The sequence below is a fragment of the Pseudomonas sp. IT-P100 genome (assembly GCF_949767185.1).
Lineage (GTDB): Bacteria > Pseudomonadota > Gammaproteobacteria > Pseudomonadales > Pseudomonadaceae > Aquipseudomonas > Aquipseudomonas fluorescens_B.
This window is the reverse complement of the sequence record NZ_CATKQK010000016.1, coordinates 34,230-58,581: the sequence shown is the minus strand read 5'-3', so window position 1 is coordinate 58,581 and position 24,352 is coordinate 34,230. Positions and strand designations below refer to the sequence as shown.

Below are 24,352 nucleotides of genomic sequence, written 5' to 3'. Positions count from 1 at the left end.
GACTTATGATCAGGGGTGAAGGGATTGCACACATTCCATTTTATTTCCGGCTTGCCGCGCTCGGGCTCGACCCTGCTTTCTGCAATCCTTTTGCAAAACCCGCGTTTCCATGCCGGCATGACCAGCCCCGTTGGCGCGCTCTTTTCCGGTGTCCTTGAACAGTGCAGCGCCGGCAGCGAGTTCGGCGCGGTGATCGACACCGATATGCGCCGCCGTCTGCTTCGCGGCCTGTTCGATTCCTATTACGCCGACAAGGCTGACAAACCGGTGGTGTTCGACACCAACCGCTTGTGGAGTTCGCGCCTGCCGGCGATCAGTGATTTGTTCCCTCAAGCGAGGGTGATTGCCTGTGTGCGCAATGTCGCCTGGGTCATGGACAGCATCGAACGTCTGTATCGCGCCAACCCATTCGAAAACACCAAGCTGTTTGGCGATGCGGTCGAACGCAATACGGTCTACAGCCGCTGCGAAACCCTGGCCCAGCGCAATCGCCTGGTCGGTTTTGCCTGGGCTGCGCTCAAGGAAGCCTATTACGGCGAGCACGCCGACTCGCTGCTGATCGTCGATTACGACCTGCTGACCCAGGCGCCTGACCGGGTGATGCGGCTGGTCTACGACTTCATTGGCGAACCCTGGTTCGAGCACGATTTCGACAACCTGGCGTATGACGCGCCGGAGTTCGATCAAGCCTTGGGTGTGTCGGGCCTGCACAAGGTCAAACCCAAAGTCGAGTTGCAGTCACGGCGCACGATCCTGCCGCCGGATTTGTTCAAGCAGTACGCCGAATTGTCCTTCTGGCTCGACGGCTCAGCCAGCGCCGCCAATGTCATTCGTATGAAAGCCGATGCCGCGATCAGTTGATCGCGGCGTTTTCGTTTACGCAGCAAAAACGTTCGAGTCCGGGTGAGCAACATGTGGTGGAGCAACGGCAAGTCGCGGGTAACCCAAGGCGCACGAGCGCTGGCCTCGCCAATGATCATGTCCCTGGAGCCGCGCATGCTGTTCGACGGCGCGGTCGCAGCCACCGTGGCCGATACCGCCCAGGCTGACAGCCACACAACGGCTGACGCGGCGAAACCACCGGTCGCCGAGAAACCGGTCGCCAGTCAGGACACCCACGGCCAGGCCGACGCCACCCCCGCGGTGGCGCCCGTTGCCGTGCCGGGACAGAGCGTGGTGTTCGTCGATTCCCGGGTCAAGGATGCCGACAGCCTGCTCAAAGGCGTCGCCCCCGGCACCCAGGTGGTTCAACTCGACGCCACCAGGGACGGCTTGCAGCAGATTGCCGACTATCTGGACACCCATCAGGGCATCAGCTCGGTGCAGATCATCGCCCACGGCAATGCGGGCGATTTGTGGCTGGGCAACAGTTACCTGTCGGCCGACAACGTCGCGGCCCGCAGTGCGGTGCTGGCGGAAATCGGCAAGGACATGAACGTCGGTGGCGACATCATGATCTACGGCTGCTACACCGCCGAAGGCGAACGGGGTTTGAGTTTCGTCGACTCCCTGGCGCAACTGACCGGTCGTGATGTGGCGGCGTCGAGCAACCGCACCGGCGTGGGCGGCGACTGGGATCTGGAGATCGCCACCGGCACTATCGAAAGCGCCAACGTGCTGTCGACAATGGCCATGACCGACTATCAGTGGGGCCTGGCCACCTGGACGGCCACTAACAATGGCAACACGGGCGTCGGCTCGTTGCGTGCCGCGATCGCTTCGGCGCAGAACGGCGATACCGTCACCTTCAATGGCAGCATGACGGTGCAACTGACCTCCGAACTGCTGATCAACAAAAACATCACCGTTGATGGCGACTTGAACAATGACGGTGCGGCGGATGTGATTCTCGATGGCCAGTACCGGACCCGGGTCATCGAAGTGACGTCTGGCAGTACCGTGACGCTCGATGGTCTGGTGATCACTCGTGGTCTGGTAACGGGCAACGGTGGCAATGGTGGCTACGGTGCCACGGGCGCGATGGCCGGGGGGATTTTCAACGCCGGGGTCCTGACCCTGAAAAACGTGACCGTTACCTCCAACGCCGCTTCCGGTGGCGGCGGTGGCGGCGGGGTGACGGGGGCGTTTTACGGCGGTGGCGGTGGCGGTGGTGGCGGTCTGGGTGGCCAGGGCGGCGGGCATGGCGGTTCGGCCGGGCCAGGCACCGGCACATTGGGCGGCCAGGCGGGCAGCGGTGGCGCTGGCGGTTACGGCGGCGGTTATGACGCGACCCACATGGGCGGCCGCGGCGGTACCAGCACGGGCGGGGCTGGCGGGGTGGGCGTTTCCTATTACAGCAACGGCGGTAACGGTGCGACGGCCACCAATGGCACGATTTCCATTGGCGGCGGTGGCGGCGGCGCCGGTTGGGACAAGGTCGGTGGCGCGGGCGGTAACGCGGTGGGTGGGATCTATAACGCCAGCAGCGGCGCCATCACCATCGTCGGCACATCGACCATCAGCAACAACATCGGCGCCGGTGGGGGCGGTGGCGGTGGCGGTGGTCAAGGCAGCAATGCCAGTAATGGCGGCATCGGTGGCCGAGGCGTCGGCGCGATCTGGAACAAGGGCACTTTGCTGATCACCGCCGCCAACTTCGCGGCCCTGGCCGGTAATGCCGCCGGCAGTGGTGCCGGTGGCACTGCGCAGGGCGGTGGGACAACAGGCACCTCGCCGACCTCCGTGGCGACCATCTACAACGATGGCGGCATACTCAACACTGCGTATGCGCCGCCGCCGACCGCAACCATTGTGGTCGCCGATACCACGTTGAGCATCGGTGAAACGAGCCTGGTGACGATCACCTTCTCCGAAGCAGTGACCGGTTTCACCAATGCCGACCTGACCCTCACCAACGGCACCTTGAGTGCGGTCAGCAGCAGCGACGGCGGTATCACCTGGACGGCAACGTTCACGCCGACCGCCAGTATTTCGGATACGACCAACGTCATCACCCTCGACAACACCGGGGTAATCAACGGTCTGGGCACTGCAGGCGTCGGGACCACCAGCTCCAATAACTACGTCGTCGACACGGCGCGGCCAACCGCCAGCATCGTATTCACCGACACGGCCCTCAAGGTTGGCGAAACGTCGTTGGTGACCATCACCTTCAACGAAGCGGTCACCGGTCTCACCAACGCCGACCTGACGATTGCCAACGGCACGCTGAGTGCGGTGAGCAGCAGCGATGGCGGCATCACCTGGACGGGGACCTTCACCCCGGCGGCCAGCATGACTGACGCGACTAACCTGATCACCCTGGACAACACCGGGGTCAGCGACCTGGCAGGCAACGCCGGTAGCGGCACGACCGATTCCAGCAACTACGCCATCGATACGGTGCGGCCAACCGCGACCGTCGTGGTGACGGACACGGCACTGAAAATTGGCGAAACCTCGCTGGTGACGATCACCTTCAGCGAAGCGGTCAGCGGTTTCACCAACGCCGACCTGACCCTCGCCAACGGTACGCTGACCTCGGTCAGCAGCAGTGACGGCGGCATCACCTGGACTGCCACATTCACCCCGAACGCGAGCATCAACGACACGACCAACCTGATCACCCTGAACAACACCGGGGTCAGCGACCTGGCGGGCAACGCCGGGAGCGGCACGACCGATTCCAATAACTATGTCATCGATACACTCCGGCCGACCGCGACCATCGTGGTGGCGGACAACGCGCTGAAAATCGGTGAGACCTCGCTGGTGACCATCACCTTCGCCGAGGCGGTGAGCGGTTTCACCAACGCGGACCTGACCATTGCCAACGGTACGCTGACCGCAGTGAGCAGCAGCGACGGCGGCATCACCTGGACGGCGACTTTCACGCCAACTGCCAGCATCACTGACACGACCAATCTGATCACCCTGAACAATACGGGTGTCAGCGACCTGTCGGGTAACGCCGGCAGCGGCACGACCGACTCCAACAACTACGCCATCGATACTGTGCGGCCAACAGCAACCATCGTGGTCGCGGACACGGCGCTGAGAATCGGCGAAACGTCGCTGGTGACCATCACCTTCAGTGAAGCAGTGAGCGGTTTCACCAACGCCGACCTGACCCTCGCCAACGGTACGCTGACGGCGGTGAGCAGCAGCGACGGCGGCCTCACCTGGACCGCAACGTTTACCCCAAGCGCCAGTATCAACGACACCACCAATCTGATTACCCTGAATAACACGGGAGTCAGTGATCTGTCGGGTAACGCCGGCAGCGGCACCACCGATTCCAACAACTACGCCATTGATACCGTACGCCCGACCGCCACGATTGTGCTGGCGGATACGGCGCTGACCGCAGGCGAAACGTCGCTGGTGACCATCACCTTTTCCGAAGCAGTGACCGGTTTCACCAACGCCGACCTGAGCATCGCCAACGGCACGTTGACGGCGGTCAGCAGCAGCGATGGCGGGATTACCTGGACCGCCACGTTTACCCCGACAGCAGGCATCATCAGCGCGACCAATGTCATCAGCCTGGCGAACACCGGCGTGGCCGACCTTTCGGGTAACACCGGCAGCGGGATCAGCTCCTCGGGCAACTATGCCATCGACACCGCTCCACCGACCGCGACGATCGTGCTGGCCGACAATGCCCTGAGAATCGGTGAAACGTCACTGGTGACGATTACCTTCAACCAGGCCGTGACCGGTTTCACCAACGCCGACCTGAGCATTGCCAACGGCACGTTGACGGCGGTGAGCAGCAGCGACGGCGGTATCACCTGGACCGCCACGTTCACCCCGACCGCCAGCATTACCGACACGACCAATCTGATTGTCCTGGACAACAGCGGCGTGCAGTCCGCCGCCACCGGCAACGTGGGGAGCGGCACTACCGATTCCAACAACTACGCGATTGACACCGTGCGCCCGACGGCAACCGTCGTGGTCGCGGACACGGCGCTGAGAATCGGCGAAACCTCGCTGGTCACCATCACTTTCAGCGAGGCGGTCAGCGGTTTCACCAACGCGGACCTGACGATTGCCAACGGCACGTTGACGGCGGTGAGCAGCAGCGACGGCGGCCTCACCTGGACGGCGACGTTTACGCCGAGCGCCAGTATCAACGACACCACCAACCTGATCACCCTGGCCAACACCGGCATCAGCGACCTCTCGGGTAACGCCGGCAGCGGCACCACCGATTCCAACAACTACGCCATCGACACGCTTCGACCCACCGCGACCATCGTCCTGGCAGACCCGACCCTGAGTGCTGGCGAAACCTCACTGGTCACCATCACCTTCAGCGAAGCGGTCAGCGGTTTCACCAATGCCGACCTGAGCATCGCCAACGGCACGTTGACCTCGGTCAGCAGCAGTGACGGCGGCATTACCTGGACGGCGACGTTCACGCCAACGGCGGGTGTGAACGATGGAACCAACGTCATCACCCTGGCCAATACCGGCGTGGCCGACCTTTCCGGCAACACGGGCAGCGGCACCACCAACTCCGGCAACTACACGATCGATACCGTGGCGCCGACGGCTACCATTGTCGTTGCCGACAACGCACTGAAAATTGGCGAAACGTCCCTGGTCACCATCACGTTCTCCGAGGCGGTCACCGGTTTCAGCAACGCCGACCTGAGCATCGCCAATGGCACGTTGAGTTCCGTCAGCAGCAGTGATGGCGGCATCACCTGGACGGCAACGTTTACCCCGACCAGCGCCATCACCGACACCAGCAACGTCATTACGCTGGACAACAGCGGTGTGCAAAACGGCTCGGGCAACGCGGGTAGCGGCACCACCGATTCCAACAACTACGCCATCGACACCGTGCGGCCAACGGCAACCATCGTCGTCGCGGATTCGGCGCTGGCGGTGGGTCAAACATCGGTGGTGACCATCACCTTCAGCGAGGCGGTGACAGGATTTACCATTGCCGACCTGACGGTGAGCAACGGCACCCTGAGCAATCTCAGTACCAGCGATAACATCACCTATACCGCCACGCTGACGCCAACGGCGAGCATCACCGATACCACCAACCTGATCACCCTGGACAACACCGGAGTGATCGATGGGGCCGGCAATACGGGCAGCGGTACCACCGATTCCAACAACTACGCCATCGACAGCCAGCGCCCGACCGCTACGATCGTCGTCGCCGACAGCACCCTCAGTGCGGGCGAAACCTCGTTGGTGACCATCACCTTCAGTGAGGCGGTGAGCGGTTTCGACAACAGTGACCTGAGCATCCCCAACGGCACGTTGAGTGCGGTGAGCAGCAGCGATGGCGGTATCACCTGGACCGCTACCTTCACACCGACGGTCGGCATCAAGGACACCAGCAACCTCATCACTCTGAACAATACCGGGGTGGCCGACATTGCCGGCAATACGGGCAGCGGGAGCACCAACTCGGCGAACTTTACGATCGATACGGTGCTGCCGACCGCCACTCTCGTGGTCGCCGACACGGCGCTGAAAGCGGGTGAAACGTCACTGGTGACGATCACCTTCAGCGAAGCGGTGAGCGGCTTCTCCAACGCCGACCTGACGATTGCGAATGGCACGCTCAGCAACGTGTCGTCGACCGATGGCGGTATCACCTGGACGGCGACGTTCACCCCGACGGCGAGCATCACCGACACCAGTAACCTGATCACACTGGACAACAGCGGCGTGCAAAACGCTTCGGGCAACGCCGGCAGTGGTACCACCGACTCCAACAATTTCGCCATCGACACCGCGCTGCCCAGCGCCACGATCGTGGTTGCCGACAATCGCCTGGGCATCGGCGACACCACCACGGTGACCATCACCTTCAGCGAAGCGGTGAGCGGTTTCGACCTGTCGGACATCAGCGTGGCCAACGGCGTGCTGTCGAACCTGATCAGCAGCGACGGCGGCATCACCTGGACGGCGACCCTGACACCGACCGCCGGCATGAACGACGCGACCAACCTGATCGTGCTCGACACCGGTACCGTGCAGGACGCCGCCGGCAACGTCGGTGCGAGCATCGCCATTTCCAACAACTATGCGCTGGACGCGTCCCGGCCGACGGTGAGCATTGCGGTCGCCAACCCGAACATGGGGGCTGGCCAGAGCACGGTGGTGACCTTCACCTTCAGCGAAGCGGTGAGTAATTTCGACCTGTCGGACTTGAGCGTGACCAATGGCGATTTGACCAACCTGAGCAGCAGCGACGGTGGCAAGACATGGACCGCCACCTTCACGCCCGCTGCCAATGTCAGCGACCCGAGCAACTTCATCGCCCTCGACACCAGCAACGTCACCGATCTGGCCGGTAACGCAGGTGACAGCGTGTCGGTCTCCAACAATTACGCGATAGGCATCATGTCGGTGACCGCGGATCCGCAACTCATCAGCAGCGACCCGGTGACCGTGGCCGATCAACCCAACGTGCCGCTGCAACCCATCGTGTTCACCCCACCCACCGGGGATCTCGGTTCACCGCTGACCTTTGCACCGCTGTTCGAAGACCGGGTTATCGGCAACGGCATCCGGCCGCTGGGCGACATTTTCATGAACAACGGCGCGCTGGCGCAGAGCTTTATCGCCCAAGTGTTCAGCAGCAGCGAAAGCGGCGGCGACGGTGCAGGCCACGGCTTCCTCGGTTTCGGCGGCGGCGATGGCGGGGTGTTCAGCACCAGCACGTTGTCGAGCCTGTTCAATCAGGACGTTGGCAATGAGCGGGATTCGCTGAACTCATTCGGCAGTCATTCGATCAAGGCCAGTGATGTTTCCCAGGGCCTGCGCGGCGTGTTTGGCGCGCCCAGTCTCGTCCAGCAGTTGCAACAGCTCAAAGACACCGAGCAGCGGCAGGTCAACGACCTGGCCACTGCTTTGAAACAGGCCGGTATCAGCGAAATGCAGGCCTGACACAACAATTAAAACGGGCGACACCCAGGGGCAGTCAAGGATGAAGAGAAGTCAGAAGTTGTTCGTCGCGAGCCTGCTCGCGCTGGCAGTCAGTGGATGTGCAGTCAAAAGTGAACCGATCGAACGCAGCGTCAGCGAGCAACGCGCCAAGAGCGATCTGCAAAGCATGTACAAGGGCCAGGAACCCCTCAGCGGTCCGCTGACCCTGCATCAGGCCATGGCCCGCGCGGTGAAATACAACCTTGAAGGCCGGCTGAAGATCATGGAAGAGGCCCTGGCCAAGCGCCAACTCGACCTGGCCAGCTTCGACATGTTGCCGCGCATGGCGCTGGACGCCGGGTACGTCGGCCGCAACAACGTCAACGCCTCCAGCAGCCAGAGCGTACGGACCGGCACTCAGTCGCTGGAGCCATCGACTTCACAGGACCGCGACCGTGAAGTCGCCGACCTGACCATGGTCTGGAACGTGCTGGATTTTGGTGTCAGCTACATCAGCGCCAAGCAACAGGGCGACCAGCGACTGATCGTTCAGGAGCGTCGGCGCAAAGTCATCAACACCATCGTTCAGGACGTGCGCTCGGCGTATTGGCGGGCCATGGCTGCCGAACGGTTGCTCAAGCAGATCGACAGCCTCATGGCTCGGGTCGAGACCGCTCGCGGCAACAGCCAGAGCATGAGTGAGCAGCGCATCGGCGATCCGATCCAGGCGTTGGGTTATCAACGCTCGTTGATCGAAGCCACCCGCCAGTTAGAAGAACAGCGCCGCGCGCTGTCGCTGGCGAAAACCGAACTGGCGACCCTGATCAACCTGCCGCTGGGCACCGATCTGACGCTGGCGACTCAGGACGACTACGTCATCCCCGAATTGAAAGTGGACCTCGCCAGTCTGGAACAGGAAGCCCTGACCAGCCGTCCGGAACTGCGTGAGCAGGATTACCAAAGCCGCATCAGCGCTGCCGAAACCCGTAAAGCCATGTTGCGCCTGCTGCCGGGCCTGGAGTTCTCCGCTGGCGGGCATTACGACAGCAACTCGTTCCTGGTGGAGCAGGGTTGGGCCGACTATGGCGTGAAGGTCACGTGGAACCTGTTCAGCGTGATTTCGGCGCCGGCGGCAATCAACGTCGCCAAGGCCGGTGAAGAAGTGGCCACGGCGCGTCGTCAGGCGATGTCGATTGCGGTGCTGGCGCAGCTCTACGTGGCCAACGCCAACTACCGCGAGGCACTGCGGCAGTTCAAGACCAATCAGCAACTGTCGGACATTGACGGGCAGATTGTCGGCCAGTTGCGCAATCGCTATAAGGCGGCAGGGCTGGGCGAACTGGACTTGATTCAGGGCGAGTTGAACACCTTGCAGGCCGATCTGCGCCGCGACTTGTCGTACGCCGATCTGCGCAACGCCTACGGGCAGATTTTTGCCAGCGCGGGGCTCGATCCGCTGCCCGATCAAGTGCAGTCCACTGAAGTCCAATCCATCGCCACCGCATTGGCCAATCGCGAAGCGGCGTGGGCGGCGGGCAACATCACAGTGCCGGTGGCTCATGCCCAGGCTCAATAACCTTCAGGCGCCGACAGCGAGCATCAGCCGTGCACAACGGGAGGCCCGAAACGGCCATCGCGGCACGGCGATTCTGTTGACCGGTTTGCCGGCGGCAGGCAAGTCGACGCTGGCCCAGGCGCTGCACGCACAGTTGTTCGAGCGCGGCGTGCAGAGTGTTGTGCTTGACGGCGATGGGCTGCGGGTCGGGCTCAACCGCGATCTGGGTTTTGCTGACAGCGACCGCCTGGAAAACATTCGCCGGGCCAGTGAACTGGCGGCGTTGTTGGTGGAAAACGGGCAGGTGGTGATTCTGGCGATGATTGCGCCGTTACTGGAGTTGCGTGAACTGTTTGCCACGCGTTTAGGCGAGGATTATCGCGAAGTCTGGTGCAGCGCTTCCCTGGCGGTATGCGAGCAGCGCGATCCCAAAGGTCATTACGCCCGGGCCCGTCGCGGTGACCTGCCAGGATTTACCGGGGTTTCTGCACCTTATGAACCTCCGCCGGCTGCCGGGCTGGTTCTCGACACCGGAGCGCAGTCGGTCGAGGCCTGTCTCGACCGTTTGCTGACCTGGCTCGGAGAATGTGCGGTCTTACCCAGAGCGTGAGCCGGGTGTTTTTGTGGCGAGAGAGCTTGCTCCCGCTGGGCTGCGAAACGGCCTGCTACGCAGTCCAACGGGAGCAAGCTCCCTCGCCACAGTCTTCACTGCCTCAAGGCTTTTGCGATAGATCCGCCATGCCCTTGAGCAATTCGATTGGCAGTGGAAAGACGATGGTCGAACTCTTGTCCCCGGCAATCGAACTCAGGGTCTGCATGTAGCGCAGTTGCATGGCGCCCGGCTGGCGGCCGAGCATTTCGGCGGCCTGCATGAGCTTTTCCGAAGCCTGCAGTTCACCTTCGGCGTGGATGACCTTGGCCCGGCGCTCCCGCTCGGCTTCAGCCTGTTTGGCGATGGCGCGGACCATCGATTCGTTGAGGTCCACGTGCTTGATCTCGACGTTGGCGACCTTGATGCCCCAGGCGTCGGTCTGGGCATCGAGCACTTGCTGGATATCGATGTTCAGCCGTTCGCGCTCGGCCAGCAGCTCATCGAGTTCGTGTTTGCCGAGCACCGCGCGCAAGGTGGTCTGGGCCAGCTGACTGGTGGCCATGAGGAAATCTTCGACCTGGATAATTGCCTTCTGCGGATCGAGCACGCGGAAGTACAGCACCGCGTTGACCTTGACCGAGACGTTGTCGCGGGTGATCACGTCTTGCGGCGGCACATCGAGCACCACGGTACGCAAATCGACGCGAACCATTTGCTGCACCACGGGAATCAGCAGGATCAGGCCGGGACCTTTGACTTGCCAGAAACGGCCGAGCTGGAACACCACCCCGCGCTCGTATTCGCGCAGGATGCGAAAGGTCGATCCCGCCAGCGCAATGACCAACAGCAGCAGCGCGGCAAAACCCAGTTGCAGGCCCATGGCTATTCTCCACCCGGCGCCGCGTCAGCCGCGGCCACTTGCAGCAGTAATCCCTTGCGCGCCACCACCCGGACCCGCTGCCCTGTTTCCAGTGGCGTGGCGCTGAGGACTTGCCACTGTTCTCCTTGCAGGTGCACCCAGCCGTTGCAGGCATTGCCGGGTTGTAACGACATGATCGGCGCCACGCTGCCCACGAGCCCGGCATCGCCACTGACGGTTTGGCGCGGTCGGGTTTTGAGGGCGCGGATCACCAGGAATATCAGCAACAACGCGCTGATCAGGCCCAGGCCGATCATCAACGGGACAGGTACCTCGGTGTTGCTCAGGATCACCGCGCCGATGACGAACATCACAATCCCGCCCAACCCGATCACGCCATAATTGGGCAAGGCCGCTTCGGCGATCAGAAAGGCGATGCCCAACACAATCAGCCAGATCCCGATGGGGTTGGGGATCAGCACGAGGGTGTCCGCCGCGAACGCCGATCCGCTCAAGGCCAACAGCAACGCCACTGCACAGCTACGCGTGTTCACTTGACCCTCCTTGTAGGAGCGAGCCTGCTCGCGATGAACCTGAGAGCGCCTCGCCTATCCATTGAGTCCGCGTTCCCGTTAACGCCCATCGTTAAATACAGTCTAGTCGAGCCGTTGGCTGTACGAATTTTGATCAGTTGTCGACGATGTTCCAGTGGGCAGATTTCCCGCCGGAATGCGGCGGCAGGCCTAGACTTTCAGTACAGAGCAACGTGTTAACCCATCGTCCGTCACAGACTGTTCGCGGACACCGAGGTGCATCATGCGTATGGCAAGAACCGTGCAGAGAAGCCTGGAAAAGGCTCAATGCGAATATGACATTGTCACCCACCCACACTCGGCCAGCAGCCTGGAGACCGCGCGGGTCTCGGGCATTCCAGCCGAACGGATGGCCAAGTCGGTGATCCTCGACGATCACCACGGCCATTACCTGATGGCCGTACTCCCCGCCAGCCGTCACCTGGACCTGAGCAAAGTACGCAGTAGTGGCGAATGGCAGGTCTCCCGGGAAAGCAACCTGCCGCACCTGTTCGATGATTGCGAACGTGGCGCGGTGCCAGCCCTCGGCGAGGCCTATGGGCTGGATGTGGTTATTGACCCACTGCTGACCCGGCAGAAAGACATTTATCTGGAAGCCGGCAACCACATCAACCTGCTGCACATGAACATGCCGGAGTTTCTGAAAATGGTGCCGCATGCCGAAGTGCGGGAGTTGAGTTATTGAGTCATGTGTCGTCAGTGACGCCGCCATCGCGAGCAGGCTCGCTCCCACAGTTGACCGCGTGTCCCTGTGGGAGCGAGCCTGCTCGCGATTGACCGCTTGGCGGTCACCCAATCATCAGCCATTCCCAGGAGCCCGACATGGAATCCCCAACCCACAGCCTCCCCTCACTGTTCAAACAGCTCGGCCTCCCGGATGACGCCGAAAGCATCGATAAATTCATCGCTACCCACTCACCACTCAAGCCGGAATTGCACCTGGCGGACGCCTTTTTCTGGACCAAGAGCCAAGCGCAGTTTTTGCGCGACGAGATTCTCGATGACGCGGATTGGGCGGAGGTGGTGGATCAGTTGAATGTGCTGCTGAGGAAGGGGCGAGGGGGGTAAAGAACATCGGAAAACTGGCTTTTGCAGGATGCGATGAGGGGTGGGCAGGCAGGAGGTTTAGCGATCCCTGCTGATTTTTACGGTGTCTTGACCGCCAAATTGTTTCAAAACTTGACCAACTTTCCCCCCGAATGCCATATTGATAGTTAGCAAACTAACAGTGTGTCTATTCGCCCGTGTCAAAAAATCTCGACGTTCTTCAGATGAGCATCAGCAGTTCCATGGTGGTGGCCGCCCGGCACTGGCGGAAGATCTGCCAGACCACCTTGGTCAACTATGGAATCTCCGAAGCCTGCGCCGTTCCGTTGTTGATGATCGGGCGTCTGGGCGAGGGTGTGCGGCAGGTGACGGTGGCACAGGCGGCCGGGATGGAGAGCCCGTCCCTGGTACGTCTGCTCGATCAGCTGTGTCAAGCCGGCTACGTTCGTCGAACCGAAGATGCGCATGATCGTCGCGCCAAATGCCTGAGCCTGACCGACACCGGCCGCGAGCTGGTCCAGGCGGTTGAAATCGAGCTGGTGCGCTTGCGCAATGAAGTGCTGGAAGGGATCGCCCCGAGTGATCTGGAAGCGGCGTTGCGGGTATTGAAAGCGTTCGAAGCCGCCAACGCTCCATCGGTGGTGAACCCTTGAGCGGATTTTTTACCGGCGTTCCCCCGGCCCGGGACTGGTTCTACGGCGTGCGCACCTTCGCGGCGTCGATGATCGCGTTGTACATCGCCATGCTCATGCAAATGCCGCGTCCGTACTGGGCGATGGCCACGGTGTATATCGTTTCCAGCCCCTTCGTCGGCCCGACCAGCTCCAAGGCGCTGTATCGCGCGGTCGGTACGTTTCTGGGCGCGGCGGCGGCGGTTTTTTTTGTGCCGGCGTTTGTTCAGAGCCCCTATGTGCTGGTGCTGGTCATCGCGCTGTGGACCGGGATTCTGCTGTTCCTGTCGCTGCACCTGCGCACCGCCAACAGCTACGCGTTGATGCTCGCCGGTTACACGCTGCCGTTGATCGCCTTGCCCGTGGTCGATAACCCGCTGGCGGTGTGGGACGTGGCCGAGGCGCGGACTGAGGAGATTTTCCTCGGCATCGCCGTCGCAGCGGTGGTCGGTGCGATGTTCTGGCCACGGCGGCTGGCGCCGGTGTTCAACGATTCGGTGAACAAATGGTTCGCCGATGCCTCGACCTACAGCCTGCGCTTCCTTAGCCGCAACGTGCAGCCCGATGAAGTCAGCGCGTTGCGCGCATCAATGGTCGCAACCTTTAACACCCTGGAATTGATGATCGGCCAGTTGCCCCACGAGGGCGCGCGCCCGCAAACCGTGCGCAACACCAAGGAACTGCGCGGGCGAATGATTCATTTGTTGCCGGTGATCGACGCCCTCGACGATGCGCTCTACGCCCTCGAGCGGCGCACGCCGGAGCTGGTGGACAAATTCTCGCCGTTGCTGGCCGCCACCACGGCATGGCTTGGCCACAAAGACGCCGACCTCTACCGCTGGCAAGCGCTGAAAGATCAACTCGAAGCGCTGCAACCGTCCGCCGAAGCGCTGGATGATCGCAAGCAACTGCTGTTCTCCAACGCCTTGTATCGTCTGGGCGAATGGATCGATTTGTGGCAAGACTGCCGCAGCCTGCAATACGCGATTCAGTGCGAAAGCCAGGACAGCTGGCGCGCGGTGTATCGGCACTGGCGCCTCGGTCGGCTGTCGCCATTTCTCGACCGTGGGCTGATGCTCTACTCGGCGGCGTCCACGGTCACCGCGATCATCGTCGCCTCGGTGCTGTGGATTCTGCTCGGCTGGACCGACGGCGGCAGCGCGGTGATTCTGGCGGCGGTAGCGTGCAGTTTCTTCGCCTCGATGGACGACCCGGCGCCGCAGATTTACCGGTTCTTCTTCTGGACCGCGATGTCGGTGCTGTTCGCCAGTCTTTACCTGTTTCTGGTGCTGCCCAACCTGCATGATTTTCCGATGCTGGTGCTGGCGTTCGCCGTGCCGTTCATCTGCATCGGCACCCTGACGGTCAAGCCGCAGTTTTACCTGGGCATGCTGCTGACACTGGTCAACACCTCGTCCTTCATCAGTATCCAGGGTGCTTACGACGCGGATTTCCTCAGCTTCGCCAACTCCAACCTGGCGGGCCCGGTCGGCTTGCTGTTCGCCTTTGTCTGGACCCTGATTGCGCGGCCGTTTGGCGCGGAACTGGCGGCCAAGCGCCTGACCCGTTTCAGCTGGCGCGACATTGTCAGCCTCACCGAACCCGCCTCGCTGGCCGAACATCGGCAGTTGGGTGTGCAGATCCTCGATCGCCTGATGCAGCATTTGCCGCGACTGGCCATGACCGGCCAGGACACTGGCATCGCGCTGCGGGAAGTGCGCGTGGCGCTGAACCTGCTCGACCTGCTCGCCTACACACCGCGTGTGCTCGGCGTGCCGCAGGTGCTGCTGCATCAAGTGGTGGCCGAAGTCGGCGAGTATTTCAAAGCCTGCCTCAAGGCTGGCGAACGTTTGCCGGCGCCCGGTGCGTTGTTGATGACCATGGACCGCACGCGCCGAGCCCTCAACCGCGAGTGCGATGACGGCGCCCGTCTGCACCTGCTGCACGCATTGAGCGGCTTGCGTCTGGCACTGCTTCCCGGCGTTGAATTCGTCGGCGCCGGCGACCTCGAAGAACCGCTTCCCCATGGCATCGATGGAGCGCCTTTATGATCGGTGACCTGGATATCAGCGGGGTGTTCCTGCCCACGCTGCTGGTGCTGATGGGCATTACGTATGTGATTTACCTGCTGGTGCACGGGTTGCTGACGCGCCTGCACTTTTACCGTCTGGTCTGGCACCGGGCATTGTTCAACGTGGCTCTCTACGCTTTGCTGCTCGGCGCCGTGGACTCACTCAGTCGATACCTGATGACATGAAAAAACCTTTTTTGACCCTCGGCCGTGTGGTCCTGACCCTGTTGATCGTGACCTTCGCCGTCGTCGTGGTCTGGCGCATGGTGATGTATTACATGTTCGCCCCGTGGACCCGCGACGGGCATATCCGCGCCGACATCGTGCAGATCGCCCCGGACGTGTCCGGCCTGATCCAGCACGTCGAGGTGCGCGACAACCAATTGGTGAAACGCGGCCAGGTGCTGTTCAGCATCGATCAGGACCGTTTCAAACTCGCACTGCGCCAAGCCAAGGCGGCGGTCGCCGACCGCCAGGAAACCCTGGCGCAAGCGCAGCGAGAAGCCAAGCGTAACCGCGGCCTCGGCAACCTGGTGCCGGGCGAGCAGCTGGAAGAGAGCCAATCGCGGGTGGCCCGCGCCGAAGTGGCATTGATGGAAGCGCAGGTGGCGGTAGACAGTGCCCAGCTCAACCTCGACCGCTCGACCATCCGCAGCCCGGTCGATGGCTACGTCAACGACCGGGCGCCGCGTGCGCAGGAATTCGTCACTGCCGGGCGCCCGGTGTTGTCGGTGGTGGACAGCAATTCGTTCCATATCGACGGCTATTTCGAAGAAACCAAACTGGATGGCATCCATGTCGGTCAGTCGGTCGATATCCGGGTGATCGGCGACCGCGCTCGCCTGCGCGGTCATGTGGAAAGCATCGTCGCCGGCATCGAAGACCGCGACCGCAGCAGCGGCAGCAACCTGTTGCCTAACGTCAATCCTGCGTTCAGCTGGGTGCGACTCGCGCAGCGGATTCCGGTGCGGATCGCTTTCGACGAGGTGCCGGCAGATTTCCGCATGATTGCCGGGCGCACCGCGACGGTGTCGATCATTGATGACCAGCAGCGGGAGCCGGGCAAATGAGCAGGGCCTCGGGTTTGGCGGTTGCCGGATTAGGTTTGTTGCTGTCGGCGTGTCAGGTGGTCGGGCCGGATTATCACCTGCCTGACGAAGCCGCGGTACACCGTGAAGACCTGCAGGGCAACCTGGCGGTGAACGGCAAAAATGTCGTCTCGGCGCCGGTGCCCGGCGATTGGTGGCGCCTTTATCAGGACCCGCGTCTGGACCAGTTGGTGCAGCAGGCCATGGCGTCCAACACCGATTTGCGCGTGGCCGCCGCGAACCTTTCCCGCGCCCGCGCTCAGGTCGACGAAGCCCAGGCCGCAGGTGGCTGGAGTGGCGGCGTGAAGCTCGGCGCCCAGCGCTTGCAGGAGTCCGGCGAAGCCTTCCTGCTGCCGGAAAAAGTGCCGGTGGCCAATGTCGGCGACATCGGCCTTACCACCTCGTACCAATTCGACCTGTTCGGCACCTTGCAGCGCGGGATCGAGGCGGCCAAGGCCAATGCCGATGCGACGCAAGCGGCGGCGGATACGGCGCGAATCACCTTGGTGGCCGACGTCGTCCGGGCGTACACCCAAGTGTGTGCGGCCAACGAAGAACGGGAAATCGCCCAGCATTCCCTCGACCTGCAAGCCCAGGGCACCACGCTGATCCAGCGTTTGCGCGATGCCGGGCGTGGCGATGAAACCCAGGTCACCCGCTCGCAAACCCAATTCAAATCCCTGCGTGCCGACATGCCGCGTTATGAAGCGGCGCGTCAGGCGGGCTTGTTCCGTTTGTCGATGTTGCTGGCCAAACCGGTCGACCAATTGCCCGCCGGCACCGCCACGTGCGCCGAATTGCCGAAAATCGCGCAATTGTTGCCGGTCGGTGACGGCGCCACGTTGCTCAAACGCCGCCCCGATGTGCGTCAGGCCGAGCGCCGACTGGCCGCGGCGACCGCAGGTATCGGCGTTGCCACCGGCGAGTTGTACCCGGACATCAGCATCGGCGCTACCGTCGGCACGGTCGGTATTCTGGAGAATCTCGGCAAACCGGCGACCAACCGCTGGGGTTTCGGCCCGTTGCTGACCTGGACCGTGCCGTCCAATGGCTCCCGGGCGCGAGTCCGCGAGGCCGAAGCGGCGACCCAAGGCGCGCTGGCGCACTTCGATGGCGTGGTGCTCAACGCCATTCGTGAGACCCAGACCGGTCTGGCCCAATACTCCGCGCTGCTGCAACGCCGCGATGCCCTGGCGGATGCCGAGCAGTCCGCGCAACTGGCGGCGGATCAGACGCACCGCTTCTTCCAGGCGGGTCGTGAATCGTTCCTGGCAGACCTGCAAGCGACCCGAACCTACACCGATGTGCGGGCGCAACTGGCTTCCGCCAACACGCAAGTTGCCATGAGCCAGATCGATTTGTTCCTGGCGCTGGGCGGTGGCTGGGAAAGCGGACGAACGCAAGCGACGAACACCAGCAAACCCTGAGGCCGTTGCTATGCTTTGACTTGATGAGATCGTGCGTCGAACTCATCAATCAAGGCTCGCGTTGGTCATGGGGACTCTAATAATGAAAAACCCTTATGCTCCCGGCTTCTGGTGCGCTATTGCGGCATTGGTGTTGCTGTCGGCCACCTATTTCTACGGCGTCATGCTGGCTCACCAGATCGACAAGGCGCTGGTGTTCCTCGACAGCGCAGCCGCGCTGATCGCCGTGATGGCCATCGTAGTGGTGGCCTGGGCTTCGCTCCAGGGCCAGCGCATCAAAAAAAGACAACTGGAACAAGGCAAGACGCTGGTGCTGATCTGGGACACCAAGGTCGCTTTGCGTCGGGTCGAAACGGTATTCGACCGGTATTTCTGGGGCAGTTACTGGCAACCGGGGCGCACCTTTCAGGAAGTCATGGGCGAACTCACCGGCACACCGCTGGAAAAAAGCCTCGAAACGCTGAAGAAGCAATGTCTTGAGCTGGACAAGCAAATCGCCGAAGACGACTGGCACTGGCTGAACAACGCCCGAGAGCTCTCCGACGTTGCCGCCGCCATGGCCCGCGAGCGCTATCAGCTGGATTTCTGCGACCCACGCGCGGACGTGACGGGCGGGACGGTGATCAATCGGGATTTCGAGGTGCTGGTTTATACGTGGACCGCACGGCTGAAAAGTTTTGATCATCAGCTGGATGAGATGGAAGTGCAGTATTCCTGAATTGATGTCGTCTTATCGGACGCCATCGCGAGCAGGCTCGCTCCCACAGGGTTCACTGCAATTCCTGTGGGAGCGGGCTTGCCCGCGATGGCGATTTCATGCCGCCGAAACTCTCAACCCCTTCGCACAGTCCATAGACACTCTTTAACCTTTAAACATTGGGCCACGCGGTGTGCCTGATGCTAATCTCCATCGCGCTTTAAACGCAGTCGTGACCATAGCCCGTCAAGGGCTCAGGGAAGACGACCACACCTCAGACAACGGACATTGAACGGGTCATTCATGAATAAATCAGCAGGCGTGCTTCTTGGAATTGTCGTGGCCATCGGTGCAATCAGCGCCGGCGGTGCCTGGTTCACCGGCACCAAACTCGAAGGGGTACTGAACACCTCGATCGCCGACGCCAACAAGGAACTGCAAGCCGCGCTGGTCGGTTCCAATGGCACCGCGTCGCTGGAACTGGTGTCGCTTGAGCGCCACGTGTTCAGCAGCACCGCGCACTACCGCCTCAAAGGCCAAGGCGAAATGTTCGGCGAGGCACCGGTCGAATTGCTCTTTGTCGATCACATCGAACACGGTCCGCTGCCGCTTTCGCGCCTGATGTCACTGAAGTTGTTGCCGGTCCTGGCCACCAGTCACTACGAACTGGAAAAGACGCCAATCACCGAGAAGTGGTTCGCCGCCGCCAAGGACAAATCGCCGCTCACCGGCGTGGTCAACATCGGCTATGACAACTCCACCAACGGCACCCTCCAATTGCTGCCGCTGGATGTCGCGCTGGACGACAAGTCCCACCTGAAATTCTCCGGCCTGAACCTCGATGTCTCGGCCAACGCCCAGGCGCAGAAAGTCAAAGCCAACGGCTACATGGACAACTTCACACTGACCACCGTGGCTGAAGACCAGACACCGGTAAAAGTCGAATTGAGCGGCCTGACCCTGGCCAGCAACCTGGTGAAAAGTACCTATGGCTACTACACCGGCGAGAACACCCTCGAGCTGACCGACAGCAAAACCACGTTCGGCGCGCAGCAGTCGGTGTTGGGCATCAAGAAATTCGAAATGAAGAACCAGACCGAGGAGTCGGGCACCAGCGCTTCCGGGCGTGCCGATTACAAGATCGGTGAAGTGTCCCTGAACGGCAAATCGGTGGGTTCGGCGCAGATGGCCATGAGCCTGAAGAACCTCGACATCCCGGCGACAATGTCATTGATGCAGATTTACCAGACCAAACTGCAGCCCTATGAAAAAGCCGCCGCCGAAGCGGCCGCGGCTGGCGAACCGGCACCCGAGCTGGTCTTGACCCCGGCCGAAGAAGCCCAGGTCAAAACCGGTCTGGAGAAACTGCTGGCGGCCGGTCCTCAAGTCGCCCTGGAGAACCTGTCGTTCACCACCGCCAACGGTGAAAGTCGCGCCAACTTGCTGCTCGACCTGACCAAACCACAATCCATGGACCTGCCGCCGGATCAACTGACCCAACAGCTGATCGCCCTGCTGGACGTCAATATTCAAGTGTCCAAACCGATGCTGGTTGATTTGCTCAGCGTCCAAGGGCAAATCGACGGTCAGACCGACGCCAAGGTCATCGCTGATCAGGCCACGGCCACGGCCGACATGTTCGGCGCCATGGCGGTCGGCACGCAGTTCGCCAAACTGGACGGCACCAACATCGTCACCAAGCTGCACTACGCCAACAAACAAGTGGAATTCAACGGCCAGAAAATGACCGTCGAAGAGTTTGTCGGCTTTGTCATGAGCAAGCTCGGTGGTGCTGGCGTCGTCCAGTAAAACCACAAACCCTGTAGGAGCTGCCGAAGGCTGCGATCTTTTGATCTTCAAAGGCAACAGATCGCGGCCTGCGGCAGCGCCTGCACATGTTCAGATCAATCGCGAATCAGCCGCCACGCCTCGTCAACAGGCAGCGGCTGTTTCATCCGCTCGGCCAGCATCGCCATCGCCCGCTCTTCATCGCAGGCGATGGCGGCGGTCACCACACCGTTCTTGCCGAACAGGCCGATAAAGGGTGGGTGGTACGGATCGCCCTTGAACTCGACCTCGTCCCACGTTTCGGCGTGACCGAGGTAGTCGTAGTTCTTGCCGAAGTGCCAGGTCCAGAAGTACGGCACATCCAGGTAATGCTCGTCACCGCCCAGCATATTTGCCGCCGCGATCCGTGCGTGCTGTTGTGCCAGGCGCCAATGCTCGATTCGTTGCGGCTGGCCGTTGAGCGGGAAGGTCGCGATATCACCGGCCGCCCACACCCCTTCGACCACGCGCATACCGCCATCGACCTTAAGGGAATGATCTTTTTCCTTGGGCAGATCCTTGAACGGTCCCGTTGCCGGGCTGACGCCAATACCGACCAATACCAAATCCGCCGGCAAACGCTGACCGTTTTTCAGTTTCACCGCTTCAACCTTGTCTGTGCCCTCAATCTGCGCGGCTTCGCTGTCGGTGTGAAACACCACGCCGTGGGCCACATGGCGGGCAAGAATGGCTTTGCCGACCGTTCCGCCGAACTGTTTGGCGAAGGGCACCTCGTGACGGGCCAGCACGGTGACGTCCAGGCCGTATTCGCGTAGCGCCGACGCGGACTCCATCGCGATAAAGCTGTCACCGATAATCACGGCCCGTTGGCCTGGCTGGGCCGCGGCCAGAATTTTTTGTGCCTGGTCTTTCGAGCGCAGCAAAAACACCTGCGGCAGGGCGGCGCCCGGTAAATCCAGAGATTTGGGTGTGCCGCCCGTGGCGATCAGCGCAGCGTCATAGGTCAATGTCTGGCCATCCTTGAGCTGCACGGTTCGGGCCTTGGCATCCAGGCTCGCCACTTCACCGTTTATGCGATCAATGCGCTGCTCGCGATAAAAGTTTTCATTACGCAGCGGCGGGACTTCCTCTGGCGGCATCTCCCCGGCGATCACGAATTTACTCAACACGGTACGGTCGTAACCGGCCTCGGGTTCGCGGTCGATCAGCAGCACGCGGCCACCGAAACCCTTTTCGCGCAGCGCCGCTGCCCCCGCCGTGCCTGCGGCGCCGGCGCCGATAATCACAAACGTACGTTCATCATCGGCGGGTGGGGTGTGAGCATCCGGAAGCGGGTTTTCGTCGACCCAGACTTCGTCATCATGCAATTCCAGGGGATAGCGCTTGAGGCTGTCCAGCGACGGTGGTTCACACAACGCGCCGTCCTCGATCCGGTACGCTGCCTTGTGCCATGGGCAAATCAGGCGCCCATGACACAGCGCCCCTTCGGCCAGCGGCGCCCCGGCGTGGGGGCATTCGCCCTGATAGGCGCGCAATTCATCGCCACTGCGCAGCAAGACGATTTTGGTGTCCCCAATCCGGACTTCCAGGCCTCGGTTATCGGGAACATCGGCAAAACGGGCAACGCGGTGCAGTGCCATGATCGTTCTCCAGGCAGGCGTTTCACTTAAGAGTCTGGCGCCTATCCCGTGGTTCAGCCAATTCCCACTGCCACCGCACGAACGGTTTGGCTATAGTTTGCACGCCGACCACGGCCCCACCCGCACAAGGTGCTCCGGTATGACCCGATTGACCTCTCTGAACCCTTGGCTGGCGGCCGTTGCCGTCGCACTTTGCGTGCAGTTTCCGGCGCAGGCCCAGGAACGCTTCACCGTCAGCATTCCCGGCGTTTCGGACAATCGCCTGTTCACCTCGGCGGCGGCCAGCGATGCGCCCGGGTGCGGCGGCAAGAACCAGTCCCCGGCCCTGAGCTGGACTGCGCCCCCGACGGGCACGCTGAGCTACGCCATCGTCATGCACGACCCGGACGGTCAGAAAGGCCTGGGTGTCGATCACTGGATTCACTACGGCATCAAACCCTCGACCCGTCAGATTGCACCCGGTGTCGGCGCCAAATCCGCCCTCGAAGGCGTGAGTGGCAGCAACAGCAAAGGCACCACCGGCTACATCGGCCCTTGCCCGCCGGTCGGCGACAGCTCCCACCACTACATCATCCAGCTCTACGCGCTCGACCTTGCGCCGGACGCCTTGCCCGCTGGCCTGACCCGCGCGCAGTTGCTGGAAAAAATCAAAGGCCATGTGCTGAAAAACAGCAGCGTGGTGCGGCGTTATCACCGCTGAAGATTTTTACAGCGGGTTTAACCCGAACCGACCGGGCTGTCCGTCTCAGAGGATGAATGGATCAATTTCCTCCTGAGGTCAGCCCCCATGTCCCTCCCTCTGCATGTCCTCCGCCCGGCCGCCCAGGGTTTCACCGCCGGGTTGCTGCTGGCCATTGCCGGTTGCGGTGTTTCGTCCAAGCCTGAATCCGCTGCGGTTCCGGTTTCGCCTCCGGCGCAAAGTACGTTGGTGCGCAATGAGGCGGTCATGGCCGATGCGACCATGACCAAACGCAGCCTGCGTCCGGCCCCCATGGCGGGGTTTGCGCCTGAATCTTCGCCGCCGGGTTATCAGGATGAGCAGCGTGAGCACTATCAAGCGCTGGCGGATAACCCGATTCACAGCGTCGCCGAAGCGCCGGTCTCCACCTTCAGCGCCGACGTCGACACGGGCGCCTACGCCAACGTTCGCCGCCTGCTCAATCAAGGTCGCCTGCCACCCGAAGGCGCGGTGCGGCTGGAGGAGCTGGTCAACTACTTCCCCTACGATTACGCCTTGCCCACCGACGGATCGCCGTTCGGCGTGACCACTGAGCTGGCGCCGTCTCCGTGGAACCCGCACACCCGCTTGCTGCGCATCGGCATCAAGGCGTCGGACCGTGCGGTGGCGGAACTGGCCCCGGCGAACCTGGTGTTTCTGGTGGACGTGTCCGGTTCGATGGATCGGCGCGAGGGCTTGCCGCTGGTCAAGAGCACCCTGAAATTGCTGGTCGATCAGTTGCGCGAGCAGGATCGGGTGTCGCTGGTGGTTTACGCCGGCGATTCGCGTGTAGTGCTCGAGCCTACTTCTGGACGGGAAAAAGCGAAAATTCGTACAGCCATTGATCAATTGACTGCGGGCGGTTCCACCGCCGGGGCGTCGGGCATCGAGCTCGCCTATCAAATGGCGCAGCAAGCGTTCATCCCCAAAGGCATCAACCGCATCCTGCTGGCCACCGACGGCGATTTCAATGTCGGCATCAGCGACTTCGACAGCCTCAAGCAAATGGCTGTGGACAAACGCAAGACTGGCGTTTCCCTGACCACCCTGGGTTTTGGTGTGGATAACTACAATGAACACCTGATGGAACAACTGGCCGACGCCGGCGACGGCAACTACGCCTACATCGACAACCTGCGCGAGGCACGCAAAGTGCTGGTGGATCAGCTCGGCTCGACCCTCGCGGTGGTGGCGAAAAACGTGAAGCTGCAAGTGGAGTTCAACCCGGCGCAGGTCAGCGAGTACCGGTTGTTGGGCTATGAGAATCGCGCGCTGAAGCGTGAGGATTTCAGCAACGACAAGGTTGATGCCGGTGAAATCGGCGCAGGGCACACGGTCACGGCGTTGTACGAAATTGTGCCGAAGGGCGAGAAGGGCTGGTTGGAGCCGTTGCGGTATGGCAAGTCCGAGTCGGTTGTTTCGGGGAGTGCCGGGGAACTGGCAATGCTGCGTGTGCGTTATCAGTTGCCCGAAGGTGGGAATAGTCGCTTGATCGAGCGGCCGATTGCGGGGGGGACGGAAGGCAAGGCCAGTGACGACCTGCGCTTTGCGGCGGCCGTGGCAGCGTTTTCCCAGCAGCTCAAGGACGGCCGTTACACCGGTGATTTCAGCCTGAAGGACACCGAAGCCTTGGCTCGCGGGGCGCGAGGCGAAGACCGATTCGGTCTGCGCGCAGAGTTCGTTCAACTGGTGGAACTGGCGCAGAGCCTGCGAACCACCACAGCATCCAACAGTGAGCCGCTTAAAGGAGGCTACAACTGA

The 24,352-nt window shown here is 61.9% G+C and carries 18 protein-coding genes; 15 read left to right on the top strand and 3 right to left on the bottom strand.

All coding sequences use genetic code 11. From position 1 onward, the window contains the following. Nucleotides 1-15: 15 nt before the first annotated feature. The 4 genes from ACM6IQ_RS15150 to cysC are packed head-to-tail and all read left to right on the top strand — an operon-like array spanning nucleotide 16 to nucleotide 10,010. Nucleotides 16-861, top strand: coding sequence for a sulfotransferase family protein (locus ACM6IQ_RS15150; RefSeq protein ID WP_017335838.1), 846 nt, complete (start codon nucleotides 16-18; stop codon nucleotides 859-861). A gap of 51 nt (nucleotides 862-912) precedes the next feature. After that, a complete protein-coding gene (locus tag ACM6IQ_RS15145) occupies nucleotides 913-7,866 on the top strand; it encodes an Ig-like domain-containing protein (RefSeq protein ID WP_414879209.1) in 6,954 nt (2,317 codons plus the stop codon). 40 nt (nucleotides 7,867-7,906) lie between these two features. Next, complete coding sequence (locus tag ACM6IQ_RS15140) at nucleotides 7,907-9,421, top strand: TolC family protein (RefSeq protein ID WP_017335840.1); 1,515 nt, start codon at nucleotides 7,907-7,909, stop codon at nucleotides 9,419-9,421. Beyond that, nucleotides 9,405-10,010: an adenylyl-sulfate kinase gene (cysC, locus tag ACM6IQ_RS15135; protein ID WP_017335841.1), complete on the top strand. Its 606-nt coding sequence runs from the start codon at nucleotides 9,405-9,407 to the stop codon at nucleotides 10,008-10,010. The genes ACM6IQ_RS15140 and cysC overlap by 17 nt, the downstream gene beginning before the upstream one ends. A gap of 103 nt (nucleotides 10,011-10,113) precedes the next feature. On the opposite strand, the gene ACM6IQ_RS15130 is transcribed toward cysC, so the two are convergent. Next, nucleotides 10,114-10,872 carry a slipin family protein gene (locus ACM6IQ_RS15130; protein WP_414879208.1) on the bottom strand — a complete coding sequence of 253 codons (759 nt, stop codon included), beginning with the start codon at nucleotides 10,870-10,872 and terminating at the stop codon, nucleotides 10,114-10,116. 2 nt (nucleotides 10,873-10,874) lie between these two features. Then, nucleotides 10,875-11,405: an NfeD family protein gene (locus ACM6IQ_RS15125; protein WP_017335843.1), complete on the bottom strand. Its 531-nt coding sequence runs from the start codon at nucleotides 11,403-11,405 to the stop codon at nucleotides 10,875-10,877. Between the two features lie 262 nt (nucleotides 11,406-11,667). Here ACM6IQ_RS15125 and ACM6IQ_RS15120 point away from each other — a divergent pair, with 262 nt between their 5' ends. The 9 genes from ACM6IQ_RS15120 (at nucleotide 11,668) to ACM6IQ_RS15080 (ending at nucleotide 20,254) form a co-directional block, all read left to right on the top strand. Then, complete coding sequence (locus ACM6IQ_RS15120; RefSeq protein WP_017335844.1) at nucleotides 11,668-12,129, top strand: aminoacyl-tRNA deacylase; 462 nt, start codon at nucleotides 11,668-11,670, stop codon at nucleotides 12,127-12,129. A gap of 137 nt (nucleotides 12,130-12,266) precedes the next feature. After that, entirely contained in the window at nucleotides 12,267-12,512 is a 246-nt protein-coding gene (locus tag ACM6IQ_RS15115) for a DUF2789 domain-containing protein (RefSeq protein ID WP_017335845.1), read from the top strand. Between the two features lie 203 nt (nucleotides 12,513-12,715). Then, nucleotides 12,716-13,144, top strand: a complete 429-nt coding sequence (locus ACM6IQ_RS15110; protein WP_414879207.1) for a MarR family winged helix-turn-helix transcriptional regulator — start codon at nucleotides 12,716-12,718, stop codon at nucleotides 13,142-13,144. Further along, entirely contained in the window at nucleotides 13,141-15,213 is a 2,073-nt protein-coding gene (locus ACM6IQ_RS15105) for an FUSC family protein (RefSeq protein WP_414879206.1), read from the top strand. Before ACM6IQ_RS15110 ends, ACM6IQ_RS15105 begins: the two co-directional genes overlap by 4 nt. Continuing rightward, nucleotides 15,210-15,419: a DUF1656 domain-containing protein gene (locus ACM6IQ_RS15100; RefSeq protein WP_008034684.1), complete on the top strand. Its 210-nt coding sequence runs from the start codon at nucleotides 15,210-15,212 to the stop codon at nucleotides 15,417-15,419. Before ACM6IQ_RS15105 ends, ACM6IQ_RS15100 begins: the two co-directional genes overlap by 4 nt. Continuing rightward, nucleotides 15,416-16,303: an efflux RND transporter periplasmic adaptor subunit gene (locus tag ACM6IQ_RS15095; RefSeq protein WP_414879205.1), complete on the top strand. Its 888-nt coding sequence runs from the start codon at nucleotides 15,416-15,418 to the stop codon at nucleotides 16,301-16,303. The genes ACM6IQ_RS15100 and ACM6IQ_RS15095 overlap by 4 nt, the downstream gene beginning before the upstream one ends. Beyond that, on the top strand, nucleotides 16,300-17,748 hold the full coding sequence (locus tag ACM6IQ_RS15090; RefSeq protein ID WP_017335849.1) for an efflux transporter outer membrane subunit: 1,449 nt from the start codon (nucleotides 16,300-16,302) through the stop codon (nucleotides 17,746-17,748). The genes ACM6IQ_RS15095 and ACM6IQ_RS15090 overlap by 4 nt, the downstream gene beginning before the upstream one ends. Nucleotides 17,749-17,830: 82 nt before the next feature. Next, complete coding sequence (locus tag ACM6IQ_RS15085; RefSeq protein ID WP_017335850.1) at nucleotides 17,831-18,466, top strand: hypothetical protein; 636 nt, start codon at nucleotides 17,831-17,833, stop codon at nucleotides 18,464-18,466. Between the two features lie 282 nt (nucleotides 18,467-18,748). Beyond that, nucleotides 18,749-20,254: a YdgA family protein gene (locus ACM6IQ_RS15080; protein WP_017335851.1), complete on the top strand. Its 1,506-nt coding sequence runs from the start codon at nucleotides 18,749-18,751 to the stop codon at nucleotides 20,252-20,254. 95 nt (nucleotides 20,255-20,349) lie between these two features. On the opposite strand, the gene ACM6IQ_RS15075 is transcribed toward ACM6IQ_RS15080, so the two are convergent. Next, nucleotides 20,350-21,873 (bottom strand): FAD-dependent oxidoreductase, encoded by a 1,524-nt coding sequence (locus ACM6IQ_RS15075; protein WP_414879204.1) that lies wholly within the window; start codon nucleotides 21,871-21,873, stop codon nucleotides 20,350-20,352. 139 nt (nucleotides 21,874-22,012) lie between these two features. Between ACM6IQ_RS15075 and ACM6IQ_RS15070 the strand changes: the two genes are divergently transcribed. Continuing rightward, complete coding sequence (locus tag ACM6IQ_RS15070) at nucleotides 22,013-22,573, top strand: YbhB/YbcL family Raf kinase inhibitor-like protein (protein WP_414879203.1); 561 nt, start codon at nucleotides 22,013-22,015, stop codon at nucleotides 22,571-22,573. 87 nt (nucleotides 22,574-22,660) lie between these two features. After that, nucleotides 22,661-24,352 carry a vWA domain-containing protein gene (locus ACM6IQ_RS15065; RefSeq protein ID WP_414879202.1) on the top strand — a complete coding sequence of 564 codons (1,692 nt, stop codon included), beginning with the start codon at nucleotides 22,661-22,663 and terminating at the stop codon, nucleotides 24,350-24,352.

Bases quoted from the DNA above. Each gene is read 5' to 3' on its own strand.
- ACM6IQ_RS15070 (WP_414879203.1), top strand. From the start codon at position 22,013: ATGACCCGATTGACCTCTCTGAACCCTTGGCTGGCGGCCGTTGCCGTC.
- ACM6IQ_RS15090 (WP_017335849.1), top strand. From the start codon at position 16,300: ATGAGCAGGGCCTCGGGTTTGGCGGTTGCCGGATTAGGTTTGTTGCTG.
- ACM6IQ_RS15140 (WP_017335840.1), top strand. From the start codon at position 7,907: ATGAAGAGAAGTCAGAAGTTGTTCGTCGCGAGCCTGCTCGCGCTGGCA.
- ACM6IQ_RS15120 (WP_017335844.1), top strand. From the start codon at position 11,668: ATGCGTATGGCAAGAACCGTGCAGAGAAGCCTGGAAAAGGCTCAATGC.
- ACM6IQ_RS15080 (WP_017335851.1), top strand. From the start codon at position 18,749: ATGAATAAATCAGCAGGCGTGCTTCTTGGAATTGTCGTGGCCATCGGT.
- ACM6IQ_RS15095 (WP_414879205.1), top strand. From the start codon at position 15,416: ATGAAAAAACCTTTTTTGACCCTCGGCCGTGTGGTCCTGACCCTGTTG.
- ACM6IQ_RS15110 (WP_414879207.1), top strand. From the start codon at position 12,716: ATGAGCATCAGCAGTTCCATGGTGGTGGCCGCCCGGCACTGGCGGAAG.
- ACM6IQ_RS15115 (WP_017335845.1), top strand. From the start codon at position 12,267: ATGGAATCCCCAACCCACAGCCTCCCCTCACTGTTCAAACAGCTCGGC.
- ACM6IQ_RS15100 (WP_008034684.1), top strand. From the start codon at position 15,210: ATGATCGGTGACCTGGATATCAGCGGGGTGTTCCTGCCCACGCTGCTG.
- ACM6IQ_RS15085 (WP_017335850.1), top strand. From the start codon at position 17,831: ATGAAAAACCCTTATGCTCCCGGCTTCTGGTGCGCTATTGCGGCATTG.
- ACM6IQ_RS15075 (WP_414879204.1), bottom strand. From the start codon at position 21,873: ATGGCACTGCACCGCGTTGCCCGTTTTGCCGATGTTCCCGATAACCGA.
- cysC (WP_017335841.1), top strand. From the start codon at position 9,405: ATGCCCAGGCTCAATAACCTTCAGGCGCCGACAGCGAGCATCAGCCGT.
- ACM6IQ_RS15145 (WP_414879209.1), top strand. From the start codon at position 913: ATGTGGTGGAGCAACGGCAAGTCGCGGGTAACCCAAGGCGCACGAGCG.
- ACM6IQ_RS15065 (WP_414879202.1), top strand. From the start codon at position 22,661: ATGTCCCTCCCTCTGCATGTCCTCCGCCCGGCCGCCCAGGGTTTCACC.
- ACM6IQ_RS15130 (WP_414879208.1), bottom strand. From the start codon at position 10,872: ATGGGCCTGCAACTGGGTTTTGCCGCGCTGCTGCTGTTGGTCATTGCG.